Annotated in this window: 25 protein-coding genes and 1 tRNA gene; 22 read left to right on the top strand and 4 right to left on the bottom strand. The window is 68.2% G+C overall.

The features are described 5' to 3' along the window. Positions 1–53 precede the first annotated feature (53 nt). From QOL82_RS08065 to QOL82_RS08140, 16 genes are all read left to right on the top strand, one after another. The gene (locus QOL82_RS08065; RefSeq protein WP_283441736.1) at positions 54–962 is read left to right on the top strand and encodes a DUF6920 family protein; all 909 of its coding nucleotides are present in this window, start codon (positions 54–56) and stop codon (positions 960–962) included. A 67-nt stretch (positions 963–1,029) separates the two neighbouring features. Beyond that, positions 1,030–1,923, top strand: a complete 894-nt coding sequence (locus QOL82_RS08070; RefSeq protein WP_283441737.1) for an acyl-CoA thioesterase — start codon at positions 1,030–1,032, stop codon at positions 1,921–1,923. Position 1,924: 1 nt separating this feature from the next. Beyond that, positions 1,925–3,067: a CaiB/BaiF CoA transferase family protein gene (locus QOL82_RS08075; protein ID WP_283441875.1), complete on the top strand. Its 1,143-nt coding sequence runs from the start codon at positions 1,925–1,927 to the stop codon at positions 3,065–3,067. Positions 3,068–3,169: 102 nt separating this feature from the next. Continuing rightward, positions 3,170–4,351: an acetyl-CoA C-acetyltransferase gene (locus QOL82_RS08080; RefSeq protein WP_283441738.1), complete on the top strand. Its 1,182-nt coding sequence runs from the start codon at positions 3,170–3,172 to the stop codon at positions 4,349–4,351. Between the two features lie 97 nt (positions 4,352–4,448). Then, the gene (locus QOL82_RS08085) at positions 4,449–4,955 is read left to right on the top strand and encodes a LapA family protein (RefSeq protein WP_283441739.1); all 507 of its coding nucleotides are present in this window, start codon (positions 4,449–4,451) and stop codon (positions 4,953–4,955) included. A 122-nt stretch (positions 4,956–5,077) separates the two neighbouring features. Then, positions 5,078–5,263: a hypothetical protein gene (locus QOL82_RS08090; RefSeq protein ID WP_283441740.1), complete on the top strand. Its 186-nt coding sequence runs from the start codon at positions 5,078–5,080 to the stop codon at positions 5,261–5,263. A gap of 40 nt (positions 5,264–5,303) precedes the next feature. Next, positions 5,304–6,137: a YihY/virulence factor BrkB family protein gene (locus QOL82_RS08095; protein WP_283441876.1), complete on the top strand. Its 834-nt coding sequence runs from the start codon at positions 5,304–5,306 to the stop codon at positions 6,135–6,137. Between the two features lie 288 nt (positions 6,138–6,425). Beyond that, complete coding sequence (locus QOL82_RS08100) at positions 6,426–8,039, top strand: TolC family protein (protein ID WP_283441741.1); 1,614 nt, start codon at positions 6,426–6,428, stop codon at positions 8,037–8,039. After that, the gene (locus tag QOL82_RS08105; protein ID WP_283441742.1) at positions 8,036–9,292 is read left to right on the top strand and encodes an NHLP bacteriocin system secretion protein; all 1,257 of its coding nucleotides are present in this window, start codon (positions 8,036–8,038) and stop codon (positions 9,290–9,292) included. The genes QOL82_RS08100 and QOL82_RS08105 overlap by 4 nt, the downstream gene beginning before the upstream one ends. A 1-nt stretch (position 9,293) precedes the next feature. Next, a complete protein-coding gene (locus QOL82_RS08110; RefSeq protein WP_283441743.1) occupies positions 9,294–11,495 on the top strand; it encodes an NHLP family bacteriocin export ABC transporter peptidase/permease/ATPase subunit in 2,202 nt (733 codons plus the stop codon). Beyond that, complete coding sequence (locus tag QOL82_RS08115; protein ID WP_283441744.1) at positions 11,492–14,161, top strand: NHLP bacteriocin export ABC transporter permease/ATPase subunit; 2,670 nt, start codon at positions 11,492–11,494, stop codon at positions 14,159–14,161. The genes QOL82_RS08110 and QOL82_RS08115 overlap by 4 nt, the downstream gene beginning before the upstream one ends. Continuing rightward, the gene (locus tag QOL82_RS08120) at positions 14,158–14,727 is read left to right on the top strand and encodes an RNA polymerase sigma factor (RefSeq protein WP_283441745.1); all 570 of its coding nucleotides are present in this window, start codon (positions 14,158–14,160) and stop codon (positions 14,725–14,727) included. The genes QOL82_RS08115 and QOL82_RS08120 overlap by 4 nt, the downstream gene beginning before the upstream one ends. A 109-nt stretch (positions 14,728–14,836) precedes the next feature. Next, positions 14,837–15,043 (top strand): hypothetical protein, encoded by a 207-nt coding sequence (locus QOL82_RS08125; RefSeq protein ID WP_283441746.1) that lies wholly within the window; start codon positions 14,837–14,839, stop codon positions 15,041–15,043. Positions 15,044–15,166: 123 nt separating this feature from the next. Next, a complete protein-coding gene (locus QOL82_RS08130; protein WP_283441747.1) occupies positions 15,167–15,751 on the top strand; it encodes a cytochrome b in 585 nt (194 codons plus the stop codon). Between the two features lie 43 nt (positions 15,752–15,794). Next, positions 15,795–15,871: transfer RNA gene (locus tag QOL82_RS08135), tRNA-Met, on the top strand. Positions 15,872–16,151: 280 nt separating this feature from the next. After that, on the top strand, positions 16,152–16,775 hold the full coding sequence (locus tag QOL82_RS08140; RefSeq protein ID WP_283441748.1) for an MlaC/ttg2D family ABC transporter substrate-binding protein: 624 nt from the start codon (positions 16,152–16,154) through the stop codon (positions 16,773–16,775). Positions 16,776–16,846: 71 nt separating this feature from the next. Here QOL82_RS08140 and QOL82_RS08145 read toward each other — a convergent pair whose 3' ends face one another. Next, the gene (locus QOL82_RS08145; RefSeq protein ID WP_283441749.1) at positions 16,847–17,266 is read right to left on the bottom strand and encodes a PaaI family thioesterase; all 420 of its coding nucleotides are present in this window, start codon (positions 17,264–17,266) and stop codon (positions 16,847–16,849) included. 83 nt (positions 17,267–17,349) lie between these two features. On the opposite strand from QOL82_RS08145, the gene QOL82_RS08150 reads away from it, so the two are divergent. Next, positions 17,350–17,985 (top strand): ParA family protein, encoded by a 636-nt coding sequence (locus tag QOL82_RS08150; protein ID WP_283441750.1) that lies wholly within the window; start codon positions 17,350–17,352, stop codon positions 17,983–17,985. A gap of 2 nt (positions 17,986–17,987) precedes the next feature. Continuing rightward, a complete protein-coding gene (gene rraA, locus QOL82_RS08155; RefSeq protein ID WP_283441751.1) occupies positions 17,988–18,482 on the top strand; it encodes a ribonuclease E activity regulator RraA in 495 nt (164 codons plus the stop codon). A 111-nt stretch (positions 18,483–18,593) separates the two neighbouring features. On the opposite strand, the gene QOL82_RS08160 is transcribed toward rraA, so the two are convergent. From QOL82_RS08160 to flgA, 3 genes are all read right to left on the bottom strand, one after another. Then, positions 18,594–19,061: a flagella synthesis protein FlgN gene (locus QOL82_RS08160; protein ID WP_283441752.1), complete on the bottom strand. Its 468-nt coding sequence runs from the start codon at positions 19,059–19,061 to the stop codon at positions 18,594–18,596. A gap of 1 nt (position 19,062) precedes the next feature. After that, on the bottom strand, positions 19,063–19,362 hold the full coding sequence (flgM, locus tag QOL82_RS08165) for a flagellar biosynthesis anti-sigma factor FlgM (protein WP_283441753.1): 300 nt from the start codon (positions 19,360–19,362) through the stop codon (positions 19,063–19,065). 91 nt (positions 19,363–19,453) lie between these two features. Then, on the bottom strand, positions 19,454–20,161 hold the full coding sequence (flgA, locus tag QOL82_RS08170) for a flagellar basal body P-ring formation chaperone FlgA (protein WP_283441754.1): 708 nt from the start codon (positions 20,159–20,161) through the stop codon (positions 19,454–19,456). A 155-nt stretch (positions 20,162–20,316) separates the two neighbouring features. Between flgA and flgB the strand changes: the two genes are divergently transcribed. From flgB to flgE, 4 genes are read left to right on the top strand one after another with little or no spacing between them, the layout of a single operon-like run. Further along, positions 20,317–20,739, top strand: coding sequence for a flagellar basal body rod protein FlgB (gene flgB, locus QOL82_RS08175; RefSeq protein WP_283441755.1), 423 nt, complete (start codon positions 20,317–20,319; stop codon positions 20,737–20,739). A 5-nt stretch (positions 20,740–20,744) separates the two neighbouring features. Further along, complete coding sequence (flgC, locus tag QOL82_RS08180; protein ID WP_283441756.1) at positions 20,745–21,149, top strand: flagellar basal body rod protein FlgC; 405 nt, start codon at positions 20,745–20,747, stop codon at positions 21,147–21,149. 11 nt (positions 21,150–21,160) lie between these two features. Then, positions 21,161–21,841 carry a flagellar hook assembly protein FlgD gene (gene flgD / locus QOL82_RS08185; RefSeq protein WP_283441757.1) on the top strand — a complete coding sequence of 227 codons (681 nt, stop codon included), beginning with the start codon at positions 21,161–21,163 and terminating at the stop codon, positions 21,839–21,841. Between the two features lie 37 nt (positions 21,842–21,878). Next, on the top strand, positions 21,879–23,144 hold the full coding sequence (flgE, locus tag QOL82_RS08190) for a flagellar hook protein FlgE (RefSeq protein WP_283441758.1): 1,266 nt from the start codon (positions 21,879–21,881) through the stop codon (positions 23,142–23,144). Positions 23,145–23,212 lie beyond the last annotated feature (68 nt).

Here is a 23,212-nt window from a genome sequence, read left to right on the forward strand (position 1 = left end):
TCGCCCGGCAAGCGCGGGCATTCGTCAAACCGGGAACAGGCATCGGACAGCAAGTGAACTGGCTGAAAACCACCGGCATGGCCGCCGCCGGCATGCTGGCGCTGGGCATGGGCGCCAGCGCATATGGCAGGGCGCGGTGGAGCCTGCAGACGTCGCGCCTGCTGGGCCGCCTGGAAGCGGCGCGCGGAGAAACGCGCTTCCAGCCCTATCGCGCCGATGACCTCGACGGCCTGCCGGCGCCGGTGCAGCGTTACTTTCGGGCAGTGCTGGTCGACGGCCAGCCGGCGATCGGGGCCGTGAACATGCGGCACGAGGGCACATTCAACACCGGCGCCCGCGCCGAAAACTGGAAGCCGTTCACGTCGCGGCAGCGCGTCGTCATCCATCGTCCGGGATTTGTCTGGGACGCGAAAATCATGATGGCGCCCGGCCTGCCGGTGCGCGTGCACGATGCCTATATCGACGGGCGCGGTTTCCTTGCCGCGGCGCTGGCCGGCGCGTATCCGGTCGCGGACATGAAGCCGTCGCCGGCGCTGGACGAGGGCGAACTGATGCGTTTCCTCGCCGAGGCCGCCTGGTATCCGACGGCGCTGCTGCCAGGCCAGGGCGTGCGCTGGGATGCGGTGGATGCGCATTCCGCCCGGGCAACGCTGGCGGACGGAAAGACGTCCGCAAGCCTGCTGTTCCGGTTCAACGGCGACGGCCTGATCGACACCGTCACCGCCGACGCGCGCGGCCGCACCGTCGGCCGGGATGTGGTGATGACGCCGTGGCAGGGCAGGTGGTCCGGCTACGCATGGCGGCATCGCATGCTGCTGCCGATGGAAGGCGAGGTCGCCTGGCTGACGCCCGGCAAGCGCCTGCCGTACTGGCGCGGCAGGGTGCTGGCCCTCGATGTCGAACAAGCGCCGCACGCCGCTGCCGGCAGCGCCGCCGCGACCGGCGCTGCGCCTGCGCGTTAGAATGAATGCCAGACAATAACCGGCATACGCCTGGCGCGCTGCCCGGGACTTATAACAAGGAGCGCAAATGAAAGATCACCACTGGCGCCGCCAGCTGGAATCCTACGATTTCCATTGCACGATCGACCCCCGCCATGCCGACATGGACGCGGAGCGGCATATCAACAACGTTGCCGTCCAGGCGCTGCATGCGGAAGCGCTGATGCGTTTCCAGACGCAGGCCCGCGATGGCTGGGACCCGGACGGCGCGCTGCTGCATCCGCTGCAGTCGGAAGTCCATTTCCTGAAGGTCACGCATTATCCCGAGCCGGTACGCTGCGGCGTGCGGCTGCTGTCGGCCGGCAAGCAGGGCTACCGGCTGGCCAGCGCCGTGTTCCAGGGCGGCGCCTGCACCAGCATCCAGGAAACCCTGTCGCTGCCCTGGCAGCATGCCGAGCCGGCGCCGCCGGACGCGCTGGCAAGCGGCCTGGCGCCGCTGGTGAACGCGGCAGGCGAGCCGGCGCCCGAGCCGCTGCCGGCCGATGACGGCCAGCCCTATCCATACCGCTATCGCTCGACCTTCCGTTTCGGCGACCTCGATGCCGACCGCTGCCTGTCGGCGCTGGCCGTCGCCCGCTTCGTGGAGCAGGGCAGGGTGCATCTGCTGCACCAGGCGGTGGCGTCGTCCGGCATCGACATGCAGGCCGCCGGCCTGGGCCTCCTGGTGGCGAAGATCACGATCCGCTTTCTTGCGCGGCGCGAAGCCGGCGGCGACGGCTGGCTGCGCGCCCGCCTGCTCAAGCTCGGCAATGCATCGATGCTCCTGCGCATCGTGCTCAGCGACCAGCATGGCGACCTTGCCTACGCCGATAACGTGATGCTGTTTGCCGACCGCGCCACCACGCGGCCGGTGACGGTGCCGGCGGCGGTGCGCGCCTGGCTGGCCGCGGCGCCGCCGGCCGATGGCCATGGAGGGCAATGACATGGCCGGTCCGCTGCAGGGATTGAAGGTCGTGGAAATGGCGGGCCTGGGGCCGGCGCCGTTCTGCGCAATGATGCTGGCCGACATGGGCGCTGACGTGGTCCGCATCGAGCGGCCGTCGGCGGCCAGCGTCACCGGCGCGGCGGGCAGGTTCGACGTCACCGCGCGCGGCAGGCGCGTGCTGGCGCTGGACCTGAAGAACCCGTCGGCGATCGGCGCGGTGCTGGCGCTGGTGGACCGGGCCGACGTGCTGATCGAGGGCTTCCGGCCGGGCGTGATGGAACGGCTGGGCCTGGGGCCGGACGTCTGCATGGCGCGGCGGCCGTCGCTGGTCTATGGGCGCATGACGGGCTGGGGGCAGACCGGGCCGCTGGCGCGGGCCGCGGGCCATGACATCAACTACATCGCCATCAGCGGCGCGCTGCATGCGATCGGCAGCCAGTCCGCGCCGCCGGTGCCGCCGCTGAATTACGTCGGCGACTTCGGCGGCGGCGCGATGATGCTGGCCTTCGGCATCCTCTGCGCGCTGCATCATGCGCGCGGCGGCGGCGCCGGGCAGGTCGTCGACGCGGCGATGACCGACGGCGCGGCGCTGCTCTCGGCGATGATGTACGGCATGCATGCGGCCGGCGCCTGGAGCAACCGCCGCGGCGAAAACATGCTCGACGGCGGCGCGCATTTCTATGGCTGTTACGCCTGCGCCGACGGCAGGCACGTGTCGATCGGCTCGATCGAGCCGCAGTTCTATGCGCAGTTGCTGGAACGCACCGGCATCACGGACCCGGCCTTCGCCGCGCAGCTCGACGCCGCCGCCTGGCCGGCGCTGAAGGTCCGCCTGGCCGAGGTGTTCCTGACAAAGACACGGGACGAATGGTGCGCGCTGATGGAAGGCAGCGATGTCTGCTTCGCGCCCGTGCTCGACTGGGACGAGGCGCCGCAGCATCCGCATAACCTGGCGCGCCAGAGCTTCGTCACGGTGGACGGCGTGGTGCAGCCGGCGCCCGCGCCGCGTTTCAGCGGCACGCCGCCGGCGCCGCCGCGCGGAACGGCAGCCGCCAGCGCCGACGCCGCCGCCATCTTCAGCGCATGGGGCATCGCGCCGGGCATGCTGCAGTCGCTGCGCAATGCCGGGCTGGCCGGCTAGGCGGATGCCCGGCGCCATGGTTTTCAGTACACTTGACGACCGAGCAGGCGGCGCGCCGCGCGCCGCCATATAAACAGGGGAAGACAACATGAGGAAGACAACATGAGCCAGGCCTATATCGTCGCCGCAGTCCGGACCGCAGGCGGAAAACGCGGGGGTCGGCTGTCCGGCTGGCACCCGGTCGACCTGGCGGCGAAAGTGCTCGACGCGCTGGTCGACCGCACCGGCATCGACCCGGCCGCGGTCGAGGATGTGATCATGGGCTGCGTCGGCCAGGCCGGCGAGCAGTCCACCAATGTCGGGCGCAACGCGGTGCTGGCGTCGAAACTGCCCGAATCGGTGCCCGGCACGTCGGTGGACCGGCAGTGCGGATCGTCCCAGCAGGCGCTGCATTTCGCCGCGCAGGCCGTGATGTCGGGCACGATGGACGTCGTCATCGCCGCCGGCGTGGAAAGCATGAGCCGGGTGCCGATGAACATGCCCAGCGCGCTGCCGCGCAGGAACGACCTCGGTTTCTACATGAGTCCCGGCCTGCGTGAGAACTACCCGGATGCGCCGGAATTCAGCCAGTTCATCGGCGCCGAGATGATTGCCCAGAAATACAATCTGTCGCGCGACATGCTGGACCAGTATGCATTCGACAGCCACCAGCGGGCCATCGCCGCCAGCCGCGCCGGCGCCTTCAACGACGAGATCCTGGTGCTGGAGGCGCGCACCGCCGATGGCGACCCCACCGGCGAGATGCATGCGGTGGACGAGGGCATCCGGTTCGAAGCGACGCTGGAAGGCATCCGGAACGTCAAGCTGCTGCAGGAAGGCGGGCGCATCAGCGCGGCCAACGCCAGCCAGATCTGCGACGGCGCCACCGGCGTCATGGTGGTCAGCGAAAAGGCGCTGAAGGAACACGGCCTGGTGCCGCTGGCGCGCATCCACCAGATGACGCTGCTCGGCCACGACCCGGTCGTGATGCTGGAGGCGCCGCTGCCGGCGACGGCCAAGGCGCTGAAAAAGGCGGGCATGTCGATCGACGACATCGACCTGTTCGAGGTCAACGAGGCATTCGCCTCGGTGCCGCTCGCGTGGCTGCAGGCCACCGGCGCCGATCCGGCGCGGCTCAATGTCAACGGTGGCGCGATCGCGCTCGGCCACCCGCTCGGCGCCTCCGGCACCAAGCTGATGACGACGCTGGTGCATGCGCTCGGGAAGCGCGGCAAGCGCTACGGCCTGCAGACGATGTGCGAGGGCGGCGGCATGGCCAACGTGACGATCGTCGAACGCCTCTAAGCGTAAACGCCGCAGACGGCAAAGTCCGCCTGGCGCAAGGGCCGCCCGCCGCGGCTCGGGTAGCATCGTGGACGATTCTTACCGTAACGGAGTACTCATGAAAGTCCGCACCCTGCTGCTGATACTGGTCCTGCTTGCCATCGTCCTCTTCACCGCGCTGAACTGGACGGTGTTTACCACGCCGTCCACGCTGTCGCTGCTCGTGGCCACCGTCGAGGCGCCGCTGGGCGTGATCATGCTGGGCTTGCTGGTGCTGCTGACCGGCCTGTTCATGATCTTCGCCGGCTACCTGCAGACGTCGACGCTGCTGGAAGCGCGCCAGCAGACGAAGGCGCTGGAGGCGCAGCGCAAGCTGGCCGACCAGGCCGAGGCGTCCCGCATCACCGACCTGCAGAACCTGCTCAACAGCGCACTGCTCAAACTGGAGCAGCAGTCGCTCGAAAGCCGCCAGCTCAACAGCGCCAGGCTGGACCAGCTGGAGCAGAACCTGCGCGCCGCGGTCGCCCAGGAAGGGACCACGCTGTCGGCCTACATTGGGCAGCTGGAAGACCGGCTGGACAGCCGCGACCGGGCTTCCGGCCTGCCGCCGGTGCGCGGCGGCTGACCTGCGCGATCCGGCCGGCGCCAAGGTGCGCCAGCCCACCGACGCGCGCAGCGGAATCCCGTTAACCTAGACCAGACTCGGACCGGCTCGCCGGTCTGCAACACGCAGTTTTGGAGGCAATCATGCAAAACCAGGCGCAGGCGGAAACCCTGATCCAGATGACGGAAGTCGATGGCCGGCAATGGCACGTCAGCCAGGTCGGCCAGGCCGAGCCGCTGGCCTCGTTCGGCGATGTGAATGCGGCAGTGGATTACGCGAGCGAATATGCGCAAAGCAGCGGCGGGCGCATCGTCCAGCATCTTGACTGAACCGGCGCCGACCCGGATCGGCCTGCGGGACCTGTTCGACATGGCGCGGGCAGCCGTGTCGGCCTGGAGCAGCGACTATGCGCCCAGCATGGGCGCGGCCCTGTCGTACTACACGATCTTTTCCATCGCCCCGTCGCTGCTGATCGTCATTTCGATCGCGGGCCTGGTCTACGGCGAGGACGCTGCCCGCGGCGCGGTGTTCTACCAGGTGCGGGGCATGATGGGCGACGCGGCGGCCGTGGCCCTGCAGGGGCTGCTGGCCAGCGCGCACAAGCCCGGCCAGAGCATCGTGGCGGCGACCATCGGCCTGGTGCTGCTGATCGTCGGCGCCACATCCGTGTTCGGGGAACTGCAAAGCGCGCTCGACCGCATCTGGCGCACGCCGGACCGTGTCAAGCAGGGCGGATTGTGGATGCTCCTGCGCACCCGCCTCGTGTCGTTCGCGATGATCGTCGGCATCGGCATCCTGCTGATTGCGTCGCTGCTCGCCAGCGCCGCGCTGGCGCTGCTGGAAAACTGGTGGGGCGCGCTGTTCGGCGCGCAGGCGCTGGTGGCGAGCGCGCTCAACATCCTGCTGAGCTACCTGATCGTGACCGTGATGTTTGCCATGATCTACAAGATCATGCCGCGGGTTCGCATTGCGTGGCGCGATGTCTGGACCGGCGCAGTCATCACCGGCATTCTCTTTACGGTAGGCAAGTACCTGATCGGCTTGTATATAGGAAAGAGCGGGGTGAGTTCATCCTTCGGCGCCGCCGGCTCCCTCGTGGTCATCCTGCTGTGGGTCTACTACTCCGCGCAGATCTTTCTCCTTGGCGCGGAATTCACCTGGGTCTACGCCCACCGCTTCGGTTCGCGCCGCCCCGCCAGCTAGTCCCGGCTTTTCCCGGCTTTTACCGTATATCAAATTTCGCACAGACGTCCGTTCCCCGCTTCCAGGCTGGGAACAGGATGTTGTTTTGCGTTACCAAGCGCACTGCTCGGACATTAGGGTCCGAAGCCAATCATGGCGGCGGTAGCTGATCCTACCTGCGCGTACCTGCGCGTACCTGCGCTTACCTGCGCTTACTTGCCAGTACTTGCAGTATTGGCCAGCACTTGCCAATACTCGCCTGCACGAGTTGGTACGCGCCAGCACCTGCCAGCACCCGTTTGCGACCCAATGCGATTGAAAAAATACCGGCATTTCCCTGGGCCAGGCCAGCGCGACCAGCATCGAATAGCCAGCGTAGCGCGCACGCTGGTTCAGCTTGCCCGCGCGCTGGGCGCACTGGCCGCGGGGCTCATGCTGGCCTGGCCCTTCTCCGCATTGGCGCAGGTGTTCCAGGGCCGGTTGCTCGAGGCGGTGCTGCTCACGCTGCAGCATGAGCCCAATGTCGCCGCAGCCAGCCGCCAGATTGCCTACACCGAAGGCCAGCTTCAGGCGGCGCGCGGCGAGTTCGACACGGTCCTCGACGCAGGCGCCGGCGTCGGGCAGACCCGGGTTCCGCTCATCGCCGCGCTGCAGTCGCCGGGTCGCACGCAGGCCAATGCCAGCACCGCCGGCTACAGCATCGGTTCCACCACGCGGCTGCGCTCGGGCATCACGGTCGCGCCGGTGCTCCGGGTCGACCGCCTGCGCGACAACCAGGGCGCGGCCAGCGCGCCGGCGAGCAGCCAGGTCGCGCTGAATGTCGTGCTGCCGATGCTGCGCGGCCGCGGCGTCGAGACCAACACCGCGGCCGAGCGGGCTGCCCGCGAAAACCTGCAGGCCGCCGAATTCGCCTATCGCCACACGGTCGCGGCGCGGATTGCCGGCAGCGTCAACGCCTACTGGGATTACCTTGCGGCGCTGCGCGCGCTGGATATCCGCATCCAGTCCGAGGCGCGGTCGCTGCTGCTGCTCGACGACGCCCGCCGCCTGGCCAGGGGCGATGAGATACCGCAGGCCGACGTGCTGCAGAACGAGGCGCAGCTCGCGCGCGACCGCGGCTTCCGGCTGGTCGCCGAGCAGGCGGTGGTCGAGGCCCGCAGCGCGCTTGCGATTGCGATGGGCATGCCGGCGGCCGATCCGATGCAGCTTGCGCTGCCTGCGGACGACTTTCCCGACCTGCAGCCGGCGCAGCTGGCGCAGCTGCAGGCCATGCCGCCGGTCGCGCCGCCCGCCGGTCGCTTCGACCTGCTGGCTTCGCACCGCCGCCTGGCGGCAGCCGGGATACTGTTCGATGCGGTGCGCAGGGACCCGGGGTCGCAACTCGACCTGACCGTCTCGGTCGGCTATAGCGGGCTGGTCGAAAACCGGCCCGCGCTTGCGGCGATGGAAGCGCTGGGGCGGCCGGCCTCCGGCTTCAATGCGTCCATCGGCCTCGTCTACGTGCTGCCGGTCCAGGGCAATACGCAGGCGGGCCAGCTGCGGCAGCGGGCGGCGCTGGCCGACCAGGCCCGCATCGAACTCGAGGCCCTGCTGCTGTCGGTGAAGGCCGCGATCGCCGTCCAGCGCGCCAACCTGTCGAGCGCGGTGCTCCAGCTCGACCAGCAGCGGCAGCAGGTGGTGCTGCAGACGCAGGTGTTTGCCAATGAACGCAAGAAGTACCGGCTGGGCCTGGCCACGGTGCTGGACCTGCTGACGGTGGAAACCCGCCTGACCAGCGATGAGCTGGCGGTGATAGACATCCGCCGCCGGCTGGCGCAGGCGCTGGTCAATTACCGCTTCGAGACCGGCACGCTGCTCGGCGCCGGCGGCGATGTCCAGCGCATCGACATGCAATCGCTGACGACACTGCCGGAGCCGGGATGAAACAGGAAATGTTCCGCAAGGCGGCGCTGGAAAACCTCTCGACGCCGGACCAGCTCGACCACGGCATGCAGATCACGCGACCGCGCGCATGGATCGCATTGAGCGCCATCCTGCTGCTGCTGCTGGCGGCCGTCGTCTGGAGCGTCGCCGGCACGCTGCCGGCCAGCGTCGAAGGGCAGGGCATCATCATTCGCGAAGGCGGCACCTTCAATATCGTTTCATTCGGCACCGGCGTCATCACCGACATGACGGACCTGAAGATCGGCGACCCGGTGCGCCGCGGGCAATTGCTGGGCCGACTGGCGCAGCCTGAGATGCAGCAGCAGATCGATACGCAGCGCATCGCGCTGCAGCAGCTGCTGGACGAGGAAACGGACACCACCGGCAGGATGCGGGCGCTGCGGCCGGTCCAGGAAAATTCGATCCGCCTGCAGCAGGCCGTGCTCCAGCGCAGCATCCTGGCCAAGCAGGACCAGTTGCGTTCGCTGCGCGTGATACTGGAAGGCCAGCAGGAACTGCTGCGCGACGGCCTGATCACGCGCCAGCGCTACGAGCAGAGCCGGCAGCAGGCGCTCGGCGCGGAAAGCGACATCGACAATGCCCGCACGCTGCTGCAGAAGCTGTCGGTCGAGCAGATCGAGTCGGCGGCGCTGCGCGAGAACCGGCTGCGCGAGATCGGCGCCCGGGTGCTGCAGGCGCGCAACCGGCTCAACGACCTGCTGCTGCAGCACGAACTGGCGTCGCAGCTGATCAGCCCCCATGACGGCATCGTCGTCGAGAGCATGGCGATGCAGGGCGACGCGATCCGGAATGGCCAGCCGGTGCTGAGCATCGAAGTCAACGAGGGCGTGCTGGAAGCGGTGATTTATCTCCCCCCGAACTCCAACGCCAAGCTGTTGAAGCCGGGCATGGCCGCGCAGATTTCCCCCGTCACCGCGAAGAAGGAACGCTTCGGCTACCTGATCGGCACGGTGCGGGCGGTCGCGCAGTATCCGGCGACCGAGGCGGGCATGCTGTCGCTGTTCAACAATGCGGCCCTGGTCCGCGAGCTGACCCGCAGCGGACCGCCCATCGCGGTCGAGGTGGTGCTGGCGCCGGACGCCTCGACCCGCAGCGGGTACGCCTGGTCGTCGCGGACCGGCGCCAGTGTCGAACTGTCGAGCGGCACGCTGGCCGGCGGCACCTTCGTGGTGGAAAGCAAGCGCCCGATCACGCTGCTGATCCCGCTGCTGCGCGAACTGACGGGGACCTGAGATGAAACGGCTGATCGCGCCGATCCGGCATGCATTCCGACGGGCTCCCGGCCGCCGCGTGCGCACGCCCACGGTGCTGCAGATGGAAGCGGTCGAATGCGGCGCCGCGGCGCTCTGCATCGTGCTGCGCCATCACGGACGCCATGTGTCGCTCGAGGAATTGCGCATCGCCTGCGGCGTCTCGCGCGACGGCAGCAAGGCCAGCAGCGTGGCGCGGGCCGCGCGCAGCTACGGGCTGGCGACGCAGGGCATGCGGCTGGAAATCGACGCGCTCGCGCAGTACGCATTCCCGATGATCGTGTTCTGGAACTTCAACCACTTCCTGGTGCTGGAAGGCCTGGACGGGAAGCGCGCCTGGCTCAATGACCCGGCCACCGGGCCACGGACGGTCGGCATCGACGAATTCAGCCGCTCCTATACCGGCGTGGCGCTGGTGTTCCAGCCGGAGCCAGGCTTCAGGCGCATGGGCAAGCCGCGCGGCATGGTCGCCGCGCTTGCCGCGCGGCTGCGCAACGGGCGGGCCGGGCTGCTGTACGTGCTGATCGCCACCCTGGCCATGGTCATCCCCGGCCTCGCGATCCCGGTGTTCTCGCAGGTCTTCGTCGACAGCTACCTGATCGGCCGGCTCGACAGCTGGGTCAAGCCGCTGCTGCTGGGAATGGCGCTGACCGCCTTGCTGCGCGCGGCGCTGGTCTGGCTGCAGCAGACCTACCTGCTGCGGCTGGAAACCCGGCTGTCGCTGGCGTCCTCGGCCGACTTCCTCTGGCATGTGCTGCGCCTGCCCATCGACTTCTTCAGCCAGCGCCATGCGGCCAATATCGCCCAGCGCGTCGGCGCCAACGACAATATCGCGCAGCTGGTGTCGGGCGAGCTGGCGACCAATGCGGTGGCGCTCGTCACGCTGGTGTTCTATGCGGCCATCATGCTGGCCTACGACGTCGTGCTGACCGTGGCCGGCATCGCGCTGACGCTGCTCAATGTCGGGCTGATGGCTTACCTGTCGCGGTCGCGCCAGGATGCGACGCTGCGGCTGCAGAAGGAGCGCGGCAAGCTGGGCGCGGCGCTGGTCGGCGGCATACAGATCATGGAGACCATCAAGGCCGGCGGCGGCGAGGCGGACTTCTTCACGCGCTGGGTCGGCCTGCGGGCGGCGGCCAATAATACCGAACAGGCGCTTCGGCTCTACTTGCAGGTCATCGGCACGCTGCCGCTGCTGGTCTCGGCCGTCATCACCGCCGTCATCCTCGGCCTGGGCGGCCTGCGCGTGATGTCGGGCGACATGACGGTTGGCATGCTGGTCGCCTTCCAGAGCCTGATGGCCTCGTTTTACAGCCCGGTCAACGACCTGATGAGCCTGTCCGGCCGCCTCCAGGAAGCGCGCGCCGACCTCGACCGGCTGGAGGACGTGCTGCACTATCCGGTCGACCCGCGCTTTTCCGCCGCACCCGCGCCGGCCGCGGCCGTTCCCGAGGAAAAACTGCAGGGCGCGCTCGAACTGCGGCATGTCAGCTTCGGCTACAGCCGGCTGGAGCCGCCATTGCTCGACGACTTCTGCCTGGCGCTGGCGCCGGGGCAGCGGGTGGCGCTGGTCGGCGCCTCCGGCAGCGGCAAGAGCACGGTCGCCAGGCTGGTCATGGGATTGCACCAGCCGTGGAGCGGCGAGATCCTGTTCGACGGCCGGGCGCGCAGCGAGATTGCGCCGCGCGTGCTCAACGCGAGCCTGGCGGGCGTGGACCAGGAAGTGTTCCTGTTCTCGGGCAGCGTCCGGGACAACCTGTCGCTGTGGGATCACAGCCTGCCCGAACCGGACATGGTCCGCGCCGGCCACGATGCGGCGATCCATGCCACGGTCGCGCTGCGCAGCGGCGGCTATGACGCCGCGGTCTCCGAAGGCGCATCCAACTTTTCCGGGGGACAGCGCCAGCGGCTGGAGATTGCCCGCGCGCTGGCCGGCAATCCGCGCATCCTGGTGCTGGACGAGGCGACCGCCGCCCTCGACACCGGCACCGAAAAGGAGATCGACGACAACCTGCGCAGGCGGGGCTGCACCTGCCTGATCGTCGCGCACCGGCTTTCCACGATCCGCGACTGCGACGAGATCATCGTCATGGCGCAGGGCCGCATCGTCGAGCGCGGCACCCATGCCGCATTGCTTGCGCAGCGCGGCGCGTATGCGGACCTGGTCGGGGAGATCGCCGCGTGAGCGCCGTCGCCAGCGGCATGCCCGCAGCGGCCGGACGCCACGCGGCGTTTGAGGACGCGGGCACGCGGCTCGCGCCGCTGGCGCTCGAGCCCGTGCTGCTGGGCACGGGCAATGCGGTCTGGCTGGTCGAGCAGGGCGGCGTCGACCTGTTCCACGTCGCGATCGCCGACGGCATGCCGGCCGGCGCGCGCCGCCATGTCTGCCGGGTCGGCCCGGGCGGGCTGGTCATGGACCGTCCCGGCGCCGTGCATTCGGCGCTGATGGCCGTCGCGCTGTCGGGCACCGTCTGGCTGCGTTTCGAGGACGGCGGCGCGGCATTGAAGCAAGACCCCGGCAGCGCGGCCGCGCTGCAGTCGCTGGAGCAGGGCTGGCGCGACTGCCTGCGGCGCGCGCTGCACGGCCTGCCGGACGACGCGCTTGCGCCCGGCGCCTGCCACCTCGACCTGCTGGCGTTCCTGGACCGGAGCGCGCAGCAGGCGCTCGCGGCCGAGCATGCGGCCATCGACGCCAGCGCCAGGAACGAGGCGCAGACGATGCGGCATGCGCTGTCGGATGTCGCCGGCGTACTGGCCGGGCCGGACGGCATCCCGCATGCGGCCGGCGGCAATCCGCTCCACGCGGCCTGCCTGATCGTGCTGCGGGCCGCGGGTATCGCGATCCAGAGCCAGGGCGGGCCGGCTGTCCCGGCCCCGGGCGACGCCGGCGGGTGGCTGGAACAATTCTGCCGGCGGAACCGGCTCGCAAGGCGCCAGGTCGACCTGGGCGAGCCGCACTGGTGGCGCAACGACCTTGGCCCGCTGCTGGCCTTCCGCGCCGCCGACGGCATGCCCGCCGCGCTGGTGCCGGACGGCGCCGGCTATCTGCTGACCGACCCGGTGGCCGGCACCCGCCGCCGGGTCGACGACCAGGTCGCCGCCAGCTTCTCGCGCCACGCGGTGATGTTCTTCAACAGCCTGCCGGGCGCGAAGCTGCGGTTCCGCGACCTGGTCCGTTTCAGCCTGGCCGGCAGCGGGTCCGACCGTCGGCGGCTGATGGGATTCGGCCTGGCCGGCGGCGCGCTGGGAATGGTGGCGCCGTTCGTCACGCGGCTGCTGGTGGACTCGGTGCTACCCGGCGCCAATCGGGGCGAACTGCTGCAGCTGGTCCTGATGCTGGCGCTGACCGCGGTGGGCGTCGCCGCCTTCGCGTTCAGCCGCGGCCTGGCGGCCAACCGCATCCGCACCCGGCTGGGCAACAACATGCAGGCCGCGGTCATCGACCGGCTGCTGTCGCTGCCGGCGCCGTTCTTTCGCGGCCATGAGGCCGGCGATCTGGCGCAGCGGGCGATGGGCATCGAAAGCATCCTGCAGAAACTCAGCGGCACGGCCGAGACCGCGGTGTTCGGCTGGGTGTTCGGCCTGTTCAGCCTGTTCTACCTGTTCTTCCTGGATGCCGGCCTCGGCCTGCTGGCGCTGGCGCTGGTGGGCCTGAAGCTGATATGGACGCTGGCGCTGGGCTACCGTGCGCTGCTGCTGCAGCGCGACGGCGCGAAGCTGTCCGGCGAGATCGCCAGCCGGGTTCTCCAGATATTGAACGGCATCGCCAAGCTGCGCGCGCAGGGCGCGGAAAACCGGGCCTTCGCATTGTGGGCGTCGCTGTTTTCGCGGCAGAAGTCGCTCGATGTCGACGTGCGCCGGGTCGGCATCGCGCTCGCCACGATGGACGGGGCCTACGGCCTGTTCTGCAGCATGGCCATCTTCGCCGCGGTGGCCTTCCTGATGCCGGACATGCGGGCCGGCGAATTCATTTCCTTCGGCGCCGCCTTCGGCCAGTTTCTCGGCGCGACGATGGCCCTGAGCACGGCGCTGACCGGCATGCTGGCCGTGATCCCGCTCTACGAGCGGGCGCTGCCCATCCTCGACGCAATGCCCGAGTCCGCCGACGCCGCGCATGCGCCGGGCGTGCTGAGCGGCGCAATCGACATCAGCAGCGTGTCCTTCCGCTATCAAGCGGACGGCCCGGAGGTGCTGGACAAGCTGTCCATCAGCATACGCGCCGGCGAATTCGTCGCGCTGGTCGGCCCGTCCGGCTGCGGGAAGTCGACGCTGTGCCGGCTGCTGCTGGGGTTCGAACAGGCGCAGGCGGGCGCCATCTTCTTCGACGGGCAGGACCTCGCCGGGCTCGACCGGGTGGCGGTGCGGCGGCAGATCGGCGTCGTGCTGCAGAACGGCCAGCTGACGGCCGGCGACATCTTCAGCAACATCGTCGGCGCGTCGCGGCTCAGCATGGACGACGCCTGGGAAGCGGTGCGGTTGGCGGGCATGGAAAACGACCTGCGCGGCATGCCCATGGGCATGCACACGATGATTTCCGAAGGCGCCAGCACGATCTCCGGCGGCCAGAAGCAGAGGCTGATGGTGGCGCGGGCGATCGTCCGCAAACCGAAGATCCTGCTGTTCGACGAAGCGACCAGCGCGCTCGACAACGCCACGCAGGCCATCGTCACCCGCAGCATCGCCTCGCTCAGGACGACGCGCATCGTCGTCGCGCACCGGCTCTCGACGATCATCGGCGCGGACAGGATTTTCTTTATCGAGCAGGGACGGGTAATGGAAGTCGGCACATTTGAACAACTGATGCAGCTTAACGGCCGCTTTAAAGCTTTAGCAGAAAGGCAACTTGCATGAGCAGACTTCTTTTGATCGAAGGCGAACGCTGGGTGGAACAGGCGCGCAATGGGAACCAGGAGGCATTCGGTAAGCTAACGGAGGCCTACTACAGCAGGGTCTGGCGCTTCCTGCTGAAATGGGTGAAGAATCGCGACGATGCCGAAGAGCTGGCGCAGGAAACCTTCCTCGCGGCCTGGCGGGCGCTTCCCGGCTATCGGGCAGGCTCGAAATTTTCAACCTGGCTGCTGGGCATTGCGCTCAACCTGGCCCGCAATCACCATAACCGCACCGTCAAGAAGCGCAGCCGCGACGTCGAGCTCGACGAGTCGATGTATCTCGAGACGCCGGGCGGGCATGACGACGAGCCCGACCGCCAGTTCGAACGCAAGCAGGCGATGCAGGCGCTCGAAAAGGCGATCGGCCGGCTGCCGGATGACATGCGGGAAGTCGTGACCATGGTCAAGCTGGAGGGCATGCTGCTCGACGAGGTGGCCAGCGTGCTGGGCATACCGGCCGGCACCGTCAAGAGCCGCCTGTCGCGGGCGAAAAGCAAGCTGCTGGAGGACGTCGCGCCCTACCTGTGACGCAGGAAGACGCTGCCATTCCGGGAGGAACGAAGCCTCGGCAAGCGTTGCCCAACATGGGCCGGACATGCTCTATCATCAACCTGCCTTTCTCCGACGAGGAACCGAAATGAACGACAAGGAAGAACAACTTGACCGACTGCTGACCGGCCTCGCCGATACCTATGCGCGGCAGCAGGTGCCGGCAGGGGCGATCGACCGCATCAAGCGCCGCCTGCGCGCGGAGACCAATACGCTGTCGGACGCAGACCTCGACTGGCTGGCCGCCGCCGGCGACCGGATGCCGACGGACAGCGGCGGCCCCGAAGACGAATAGGCCGGCATACGCCGCCTGCGCATGGCGCGCAGCGGCGGGCACGTGTATATTTTCATCGCACCGGGCGCAGGCTGGCGGCCCGGCATCCAGGTTGCCGGGAGAGATGCGATGGAAAGCCGCAGTATGTCAAGTTCCGCCCGGGCCTCCGGGTATGTTTCCCCGTCCGGCGCGCCGATCGCGCGCTACAGCTGGCAGGCCATGCTGCTGCACTGGCTGCTGGCCGTCATCGTCATCGGCATGCTGTGCCTGGGGTACCTGCTGGACGACATGGCGCGCGGACCGACCAAGGATTTCTACGTCGAGATGCACCGCTCCTTCGGCGTGACGGCGCTGGTGCTGGTGTTCCTGAGGCTTGCATGGCGCATGCGCCGCACGCCGCCGCCGCTGCCGGCCAGCGTGCCGCGCTGGCAGCGCATCGCGGCAGCCGTCACCCACGGCCTGCTGTATCTCTGCATCCTGCTGCAGCCGCTGTCCGGCTACCTGGCATCGTCGTTCGGCCGCAGCGGCATCCATTACTTCGGCATGCCGCTGCCGCACTGGGGCTGGGATGACAAGCCGCTGCGGACTTTCTTCGGCGAGGTGCATGGCATCGTGGCGACGGCGCTGGTGGTGCTGATCGCGATCCATGTGCTGGCCGCGCTGAAACACCTTTTTATCAACCGCGACCAGGTGTTCCAGCGCATGCTGCCGGCGCGGCGAAAACCCTGATTTGCGGATTCCGGCCTGGCTGTGTACAATGCGACCTCTCAGACGCGGGGTGGAGCAGTCTGGCAGCTCGTCGGGCTCATAACCCGAAGGTCGTAGGTTCAAATCCTGCCCCCGCAACCAGTTTCATGAAAACCGGCTTCCTACAGGAAGCCGGTTTTTTTTGTGCCGCGCCGCCGGACGCATCCGCAAGGGCCGCCTCCGGTCGAAAATAAGCGGTCGACCGTTTTCCGGTGCCGGTCCGGCCCGTAAACCGTCCCGGCCGCCCGGCCGGCGCGCCGAGCGGAACCGGGCGCCGGCCGGACGGATGCTGTTACCATGTCCGGCTTCCTACCGTTCGCGGCTGCTTCCAGCCCATGCCATCATGCAAGCAAATTCCTCTTCTTTCCGACATTTCCTGGCAATGCTCCTGCTGCTCGCTGCCGCCTGCGGCCTGGCCCGCGCGCAGGAGGCGATCGAGGCGCCCGATGCGCTGATACGGCGGGTCAGCCAGGAAGTGATGGACCTTGCCCGCAACGACCCGGCGATCCAGGCCGGCGACCGCAGGCGCATCTACGCGGTGGTCGAGTCCCGCATCCTGCCGCACCTTGACTTCCAGCGCGGCACAGCGCTGACCATGGGCCGCAACTGGCGCGAAGCCACGCCGCAGCAGCGCCAGAAACTGGCCGCGGAATTCCGCAACCTGCTGCTTCATACCTATGCGGGCGCGATGTCGCAGATCAAGGACCAGACCATGACCTTCCGGCCCTTGCGCATGGATCCGTCGGACACCGATGTCGAGGTGCGCTCGGAAGTGCGCCTGCCGCGCCGCCCGGAGCCGGTCGAAGTCAGCTACCGGCTGCGCAAGACGCCGACCGGCTGGAAGATCTACGACGTCAACGTGATGGGCGCCTGGCTGTCGGAGACCTACCGGACCACGTTCGCGTCGGAAGTCAGCAAGGGCGGGATCGACGGCCTTATCCGGACGCTGGAAGAGAAAAACCGCTACCTGGCGTCGCGCGACGCGCAGGAAGACGGCAAGCGCTGAGCCGCCGACAGCGGCGCATCAGGCCTTCGGCCTCCGGCCACGACGCCATCAGGCCTTCGGCCACAACATCCTCAGGCCTTCGGCCACAACACCATCTGCGTGCAGCGAAACAGCGCCAGGGTCTTCCCGCCGGCGCTGACGGCAGCGTCCCACACCTGGGTAGTCCTGCCGAGGTGCACCGGGCGCGCATGGCATTCGAGCACGCCTTCCAGCGCCGTCCCGAGGTGGTTGCTCTTCAGTTCGATCGTGGTGAAACCGCTGGCGCCCGGCGGCAGCCGGGAAATGCATCCGTAGCCGCAGCAGGAGTCGGCCAGCGCCACGACCGACGCCGCATGCAGGAAACCGTTGGGCGCCATGTGCACGGCCTTGATCGCCATGGTTGCGTGGACGCCATCCTCGCCGACGGCCGTGACCTCGATGCCCAGCATGCCGGGCAGGGTGCCCTGCTGGATCGAATGGAAATGTTCTGGCGGGAGAAATGGGGCGGTCATGGCGGGTCCGTGTCGTGTGATAGGCATGCTATTCTTGCACGAAAATTTTCGGATCGAGGGCAATTGCCCGCCAGGAGAACTGCGTGCCGGTCATCGTGATTGCAAACCCGAAGGGCGGCGTCGGCAAGAGCACCATCGCAACCAACCTTGCCGGCTGCCTGGCGCGCCAGGGGCACAAGGTGATGCTGGGCGACACCGATGCGCAGCAGTCTTCCCGCGCGTGGCTGGCGCTGCGGCCGCCGGGGCTGCCGGCCATTGCAGCATGGGAACTGGGGCCGGACCATATCGCCCGGCCGCCGCGCGGCGTCACGCACGTGGTGCTGGACACGCCGGCCGGCATCGACAGCGCCCATCTGCAGCGGGCGCTGCGGATCGCCGACCGGCTGATCGTGCCGCTGCAGCCGTCGATGTTCGACATCCTGGCCACCCAGACCTTCCTGCAGCAGCTGCCTCCCTTGCCCGAACGGGTGCGGGTCGGCGTGATCGGCATGCGGGTCAATGCCCGCACCCGCGCCGCCGAGCAGCTGTCGCACTATGTCGGCCGGCTCGGCATGCCGGTGCTGGGCTATCTGCGCGACACCCAGAACTACGTGCAGCTGGCGGCGATGGGCGCCACGCTCTGGGACGCGGCGCCGTCCCGGGTCGACCGCGATATCGCCCAGTGGCAGGACCTGCTGCGCTGGATCGACGATGCATCCGTTTTCAACCACCTGGAGTAATGATGGGCTTTACCACATGCGACCTTTGCGACGCCAATGAAAACCTGATCGGGGAGGGCACGCTGGCCGTGCTGCCGCCGGTGTTCCGGCCTTTCGGCAAGCGCGCCGCGTTTTCCGGGCAGGCAGCCACGCTGAAGGTGTTCGAGGACAATGTGCTGGTGCGCACCGCGCTGGAAACCCCGGGCAATGGCCGGGTGCTGGTGGTCGACGGCGGCGGCAGCCTGCGCTGCGCGCTGGTCGGCGGCAATCTCGGCAAGCTGGCCGAGAAAAACGGCTGGGCCGGCATCGTCGTCAACGGCTGCGTGCGGGATTCGGCGGAACTCGATGCCTGCGATGTCGGCATCCGGGCGCTGGCGCTGCATCCGCAGCGCAGCGTGCGCAAGGGCCTGGGCTACCAGGAGATCGCGGTGACGATGGCCGGCGTCACGGTCAGGCCGGGAGACTGGATCTACGCGGATGAAGACGGCGTGCTCGTGTCGCGCGCCAAGCTCGACTAGGCGCTTGCGCCGCGGACGGCCGCCGCGCAATAAGGGAACAAGGGGAGCTGGAAGGACTTCGATACGCCCGCCCGGCCCATGCCGGGCCAGGCCGATCGCCTGCGGCCAGGGCTAGCCCGCGACGAACGAACGTCCGGCTGTGCGGACATTCTGCTGGCCGTCGCGGCCGTACACCGCTGTCTGGCCGCCGCCGCGCAGCGCCTGCAGGCCGCCCTGGTTGCGGTTGATGTGCTGGTGTATCAGCAGGCCGTTGGTGCGGTTGAGTTCCTTGCCCGACGCGGCCAGCGCGAGCAGCGCATGCCAGTCGCCGCGCACCGCGTCCTGCTGCTGCGCCAGCCAGGCCAGCATGCCGGCCTCGGTGGCGGGGTGGCCGGCGTCGGCCAGCGATTGCAGCCGGGCCGCCGCCAGGCCGTTCATCCGGCCGACCAGGCCGGTCTTGCGTTCGGCGCAGTTCGCCAGCGCGTCGATGTCCGCCCTGATCAGGTGCGCCTGCTCCTGCTGCAGGCATTCGAGCAGTTCGCGGGCGGATTCCAGTTCCTGGGCCAGGCTGGCTGCCGGGCCGTGCTGCGCTTCAGTCATGCTATTTCCGTTTCTGGATCATGTCCTTGACAGAGTCGATCAGGCCGTCGGCAATCTTGCCTGCATCCACCTGAAACTGGCCGCCGGCAATCGCGGCCTTGATCTCTTCAACCTTCTTCGCGTCGAACACGCCGCCGGTCGAGGTCGAGGAAAGCGCCTTGGCCTGGCTGGAAAGACGCACATTGTCGGAACCCGCGCTGACAGCGCCGGCCTTGTCGGCTGCGCGGCCGGCGCCGGCCTGGGCGGGGGCGACGCTGGTCGCCGCGGGCTTCTTGATGGAGCTGGAGTCATTGATTTTCATGACGTTTCCTTAGTCTTTGCGAGGGGACAGTCCTCTGCCATAGTTGGGTTACGACGCGTCCGGCAAAAACTTTAATGCGGCTCTCCCGGTATCAGTAAGCCACTTCGACCAGACCGCCCAGCCGCGCCACGCCCGACACCACCTGGCCGTTCGGCGCCCGCACCTGTATGGTCTGGCCGTCGCTGCCGTTGGCCAGCGCGCGGCCGTCGGTGGTGACCTTGAAGCCGGGGCCGGCGGACACCAGCCGCACCATCTGTCCCTGGGCGACTGCCTGCTGGCTGCGCAGCGCATCCTGCCGCAGCGGCGCGCCGAGCGCCACCGTGCGGGCCACAGTATAGCCGACCGCCTGCGACGCGTCGGTGACGATGCCCGGCGGCAGGGCGGTCAGGTCGCCGCGCACTTTCGCGACGTCGTTGGGGCCGATGGTCTGCCCCTGCGCCAGAGGCACCGCCGCCGCCAGGTATTCGCCCTGGACCTGCACCATTGCCGGTATGTATACAGTCCATGGCGACGGCGCGGTGCAGCGCACGCCGACCGAAGTCTTGCCCCAGGCCTTCGCGCCGTTCGGCAGGAAGGCTTCGGGCGCGGCGCAGGCGGCCAGGTTCAGGCGCGGGTCGATGGCGCCGACGGTGACGCTGATCTGGCCCGGCAGCCCGCCCGCCTGCACGGTCAGGAACTGGGTGACGGCCTGGCGCAGCGCGCCATGGTCCTGGCGCGCCGGCGCCGACTGCGCGAAGGACGCAGCGGCCATGGCGGACAGCGCGAGGGCGGTGAATACGGTTCGAAATTGCTTGATCATGGGCAGGCCCGAGGATTATTCCAGCCTGCATGGTACGGCCGGGCCGGCCGGACAAAGACCTGAACAGCGCGTGGTTTGCCGCCTTTATCAGCCGATGGGACGCGGTGCCGAATCATTACTATTCCCTACAAGCAATATCATCATCGGGAGCGGACATGATAGGAAAACTGGATCAGGCGCTGGGTTTTCATGAAGCGGCGCTGCGGCTGCGCTCGGAGCGGCAGCAGGCGCTGGCGTCGAACATCGCCAATGCGGACACGCCCAACTTCAAGGCGCGCGACTTCGATTTCAGCCAGGCGCTGCAGAACGCCGTCGGCCGCACTTCCGGCGCGCCCGCCGCGCCAACGGCCGGCCTGGCGCAGACCGACGGCGGCCACCAGGCCGGCAACGGCTCGGTGACCAGGGCCGGCGCGCCCTCGATGCTGTACCGCACCGGCGTGCAGGGCGGCGTCGACGGCAACACGGTCGACATGGACGTGGAACGCAACCAGTTCGCCGACAACGCGCTGCGCTACGAGGCCAGCATCACCATGATCAGTTCGCAGATCAAGAACCTGCTCACCGCGATACAGGGATAAGCCAGATGTCGCTCTTTAATGTATTCAACGTCGCCGGCTCGGCCATGAGCGCCCAGGGCCACCGCCTCAACACGGTCGCCAGCAACCTGGCCAATGCCGACAGCGCCACCAGCGCCACCGGCCAGCCCTACCGCGCCAAGCAGGTGGTGTTCGAGGCGGTCGAGGGGACGACGCCGGGCGCGTCCTCGGTCAAGGTGCAGCAGGTGGTCGAGGACAGCGCGCCGCCGCGCGTCGTCTACAACCCGTCGCACCCGCAGGCCGATGAAAAAGGCTATGTGAATATGCCCAACGTCAACGTCGTGGAGGAAATGGTCAACATGATTTCCGCCACCCGGTCCTACCAGACCAACGTGGAAACCATGAATGCAGCCAAGACCATGCTGCTGAAAACCCTGACCATCGGCCAGTAAAGGAAACAGGCATGACGACCATTAACGACAACACCGTGTCACCCGCGCTGCTGAACTCGATGAACACCAGCAAGGCCGCGGCAGCTACCGCGACCGACAGCGCCGGCGCGACCCAGGACCGCTTCATGAAGCTGCTGATCACGCAGATGAAGAACCAGGACCCCATGAACCCGCTCGACAATGCGCAGGTCACCAGCCAGCTTGCCCAGCTCTCCACCGTGACCGGCATCGACAAGCTCAACGCCACCATGGGCACGCTCAAGGACAGCTACCAGTCCAGCCAGGCGCTGCAGGCCACCAGCCTGATCGGCCACGGCGTGCTGGTCCCCGGCAACAGCGCCGTCCTGGCCGACGGCAAGGCGGTGCTGGGCATGGACCTGCCGGGCGCGGCCGACGCGGTGTCGGTCACGATACGCGACGGCTCCGGCAACGTGGTGCGCAAGATGGACCTCGGCGCGCAGGCGGCCGGCACGCTGCCGCTGGGCTGGGACGGCAAGACCGACAAGGGCGCGGCGGCCGCCAGCGGCCAGTACAGCTTCGAAGTCAGCGCCTCCAGCGCCGGCTCGGCGCTGAAGGCGACGACGCTGTCGTACGACGAGGTCGGCAGCGTGTCGACCGGCGCGTCCGGCACCAAGCTCAACCTGAAGGGCGGCAGTTCGGCAGCGCTGGCCGACGTTCGCGAAATCATTTGAAGGCAGCAGGACCAGCACCTATCCCACGGAGAAGAACATGAGTTTTCAGCAAGGTCTGAGCGGCCTGAACGCCGCATCCAAGAGTCTCGAAGTCATCGGCAACAACGTCGCCAATGCCAGCACGGTCGGCTTCAAGGGCTCGCAGGCGCAGTTCGCCGACGTCTACGCCACCTCGCTGTCCGGCGGCGGCTCGTCGCAGGTCGGCATCGGCACCAAGGTGTCGAAAGTGTCGCAGCAATTCAGCCAGGGCAACATCACCGCGTCCAACAACCCGCTGGACATCGCCATCAACGGCGCCGGCTTCTTCCGCATGGACAGCAACGGCACCGTGACCTATGGCCGCAACGGCCAGTTCGAGCTGGACAAGACCGGCCATATCGTCAACGGCACCGGCGCCGCGCTGACCGGCTACACTGCGAACGCCGCCGGCGTGCTGTCGACCGGCGCGCCGTCCAAGCTGCAGATCAGCACCGCCGACCTGCCGCCAGCCATCACCGGCAAGGTCAAGGAAGTCGTCAACCTCGACTCCGGGCAGAAGGCGCCCGTCACGACGCCGTTCAACCCGGCCGACCCGACCAGCTACAACAACGCGACCTCGATCTCGGTCTTCGACAGCCTCGGCAACCCGCACGTGGTGCAGAGCTTCTTCGTCAAGACCAATCCCACCCCTCCCGTCACCGGCATCAGCACCTGGGAGGTCTACGGCGTCGCCGACGACGTGGTCCTCAACACCGGCCCCGCCGGCAAGAAAGGCCTGATCGGTTCGCTGGAATTTGGCGAGGACGGCGCACTGACCACCGCCGGCAAGGCCGCGCTGCCATTCAACGTGACCATCCCGGCCAGCGCCGGCGGCGCAGCCGACATCAAGTCCACCATCGACTACAGCGGCAGCACCCAGTACGGTTCCCCCTTCATCGTCAACGCGCTGTCGCAGGACGGCTACACCTCCGGCCGCCTGACCGGCTTCAACACCGGCGCCGACGGCATCATCACCGGCCGCTACAGCAACGGCAAATCCGCAACCCTCGGCCAGGTCGTGCTGGCCAATTTCACGAACGTCAACGGCCTGCAACCCCTGGGCAACAACGTCTGGGCCGAAAGCACCACCTCCGGCGTCCCCCTGGTAGGCGCCCCGTCGTCCGGCACCTTCGGCACGCTGCAGGCATCGGCCGTGGAAGATTCGAACGTCGACCTGACCGCCGAACTCGTCAACATGATCACCGCCCAGCGCGTCTATCAGGCCAATGCGCAAACGGTGAAGACGCAAGACCAGGTCCTGCAAACCCTGGTGAACCTGAGGTAAGAAAAGTAAAAAGGGGAAGGGGAGGCGCAATGCGCCACCCCGCAAGGATAACGGCCCGATGCCTGGCC

The sequence above is a fragment of the Noviherbaspirillum suwonense genome, assembly GCF_900182955.1.
Lineage (GTDB): Bacteria > Pseudomonadota > Gammaproteobacteria > Burkholderiales > Burkholderiaceae_D > Noviherbaspirillum_A > Noviherbaspirillum_A suwonense.

Bases quoted from the DNA above. Each gene is read 5' to 3' on its own strand.
- QOL82_RS08070 (WP_283441737.1), top strand. From the start codon at position 1,030: ATGAAAGATCACCACTGGCGCCGCCAGCTGGAATCCTACGATTTCCAT.
- QOL82_RS08075 (WP_283441875.1), top strand. From the start codon at position 1,925: ATGGCCGGTCCGCTGCAGGGATTGAAGGTCGTGGAAATGGCGGGCCTG.
- QOL82_RS08080 (WP_283441738.1), top strand. From the start codon at position 3,170: ATGAGCCAGGCCTATATCGTCGCCGCAGTCCGGACCGCAGGCGGAAAA.
- QOL82_RS08085 (WP_283441739.1), top strand. From the start codon at position 4,449: ATGAAAGTCCGCACCCTGCTGCTGATACTGGTCCTGCTTGCCATCGTC.
- QOL82_RS08090 (WP_283441740.1), top strand. From the start codon at position 5,078: ATGCAAAACCAGGCGCAGGCGGAAACCCTGATCCAGATGACGGAAGTC.
- QOL82_RS08095 (WP_283441876.1), top strand. From the start codon at position 5,304: ATGGCGCGGGCAGCCGTGTCGGCCTGGAGCAGCGACTATGCGCCCAGC.
- QOL82_RS08100 (WP_283441741.1), top strand. From the start codon at position 6,426: ATGCGATTGAAAAAATACCGGCATTTCCCTGGGCCAGGCCAGCGCGAC.
- QOL82_RS08105 (WP_283441742.1), top strand. From the start codon at position 8,036: ATGAAACAGGAAATGTTCCGCAAGGCGGCGCTGGAAAACCTCTCGACG.
- QOL82_RS08110 (WP_283441743.1), top strand. From the start codon at position 9,294: ATGAAACGGCTGATCGCGCCGATCCGGCATGCATTCCGACGGGCTCCC.
- QOL82_RS08120 (WP_283441745.1), top strand. From the start codon at position 14,158: ATGAGCAGACTTCTTTTGATCGAAGGCGAACGCTGGGTGGAACAGGCG.
- QOL82_RS08125 (WP_283441746.1), top strand. From the start codon at position 14,837: ATGAACGACAAGGAAGAACAACTTGACCGACTGCTGACCGGCCTCGCC.
- QOL82_RS08130 (WP_283441747.1), top strand. From the start codon at position 15,167: ATGTCAAGTTCCGCCCGGGCCTCCGGGTATGTTTCCCCGTCCGGCGCG.
- QOL82_RS08140 (WP_283441748.1), top strand. From the start codon at position 16,152: ATGCTCCTGCTGCTCGCTGCCGCCTGCGGCCTGGCCCGCGCGCAGGAG.
- QOL82_RS08145 (WP_283441749.1), bottom strand. From the start codon at position 17,266: ATGACCGCCCCATTTCTCCCGCCAGAACATTTCCATTCGATCCAGCAG.
- rraA (WP_283441751.1), top strand. From the start codon at position 17,988: ATGGGCTTTACCACATGCGACCTTTGCGACGCCAATGAAAACCTGATC.
- QOL82_RS08160 (WP_283441752.1), bottom strand. From the start codon at position 19,061: ATGACTGAAGCGCAGCACGGCCCGGCAGCCAGCCTGGCCCAGGAACTG.
- flgM (WP_283441753.1), bottom strand. From the start codon at position 19,362: ATGAAAATCAATGACTCCAGCTCCATCAAGAAGCCCGCGGCGACCAGC.
- flgA (WP_283441754.1), bottom strand. From the start codon at position 20,161: ATGATCAAGCAATTTCGAACCGTATTCACCGCCCTCGCGCTGTCCGCC.
- flgB (WP_283441755.1), top strand. From the start codon at position 20,317: ATGATAGGAAAACTGGATCAGGCGCTGGGTTTTCATGAAGCGGCGCTG.
- flgC (WP_283441756.1), top strand. From the start codon at position 20,745: ATGTCGCTCTTTAATGTATTCAACGTCGCCGGCTCGGCCATGAGCGCC.
- flgD (WP_283441757.1), top strand. From the start codon at position 21,161: ATGACGACCATTAACGACAACACCGTGTCACCCGCGCTGCTGAACTCG.
- flgE (WP_283441758.1), top strand. From the start codon at position 21,879: ATGAGTTTTCAGCAAGGTCTGAGCGGCCTGAACGCCGCATCCAAGAGT.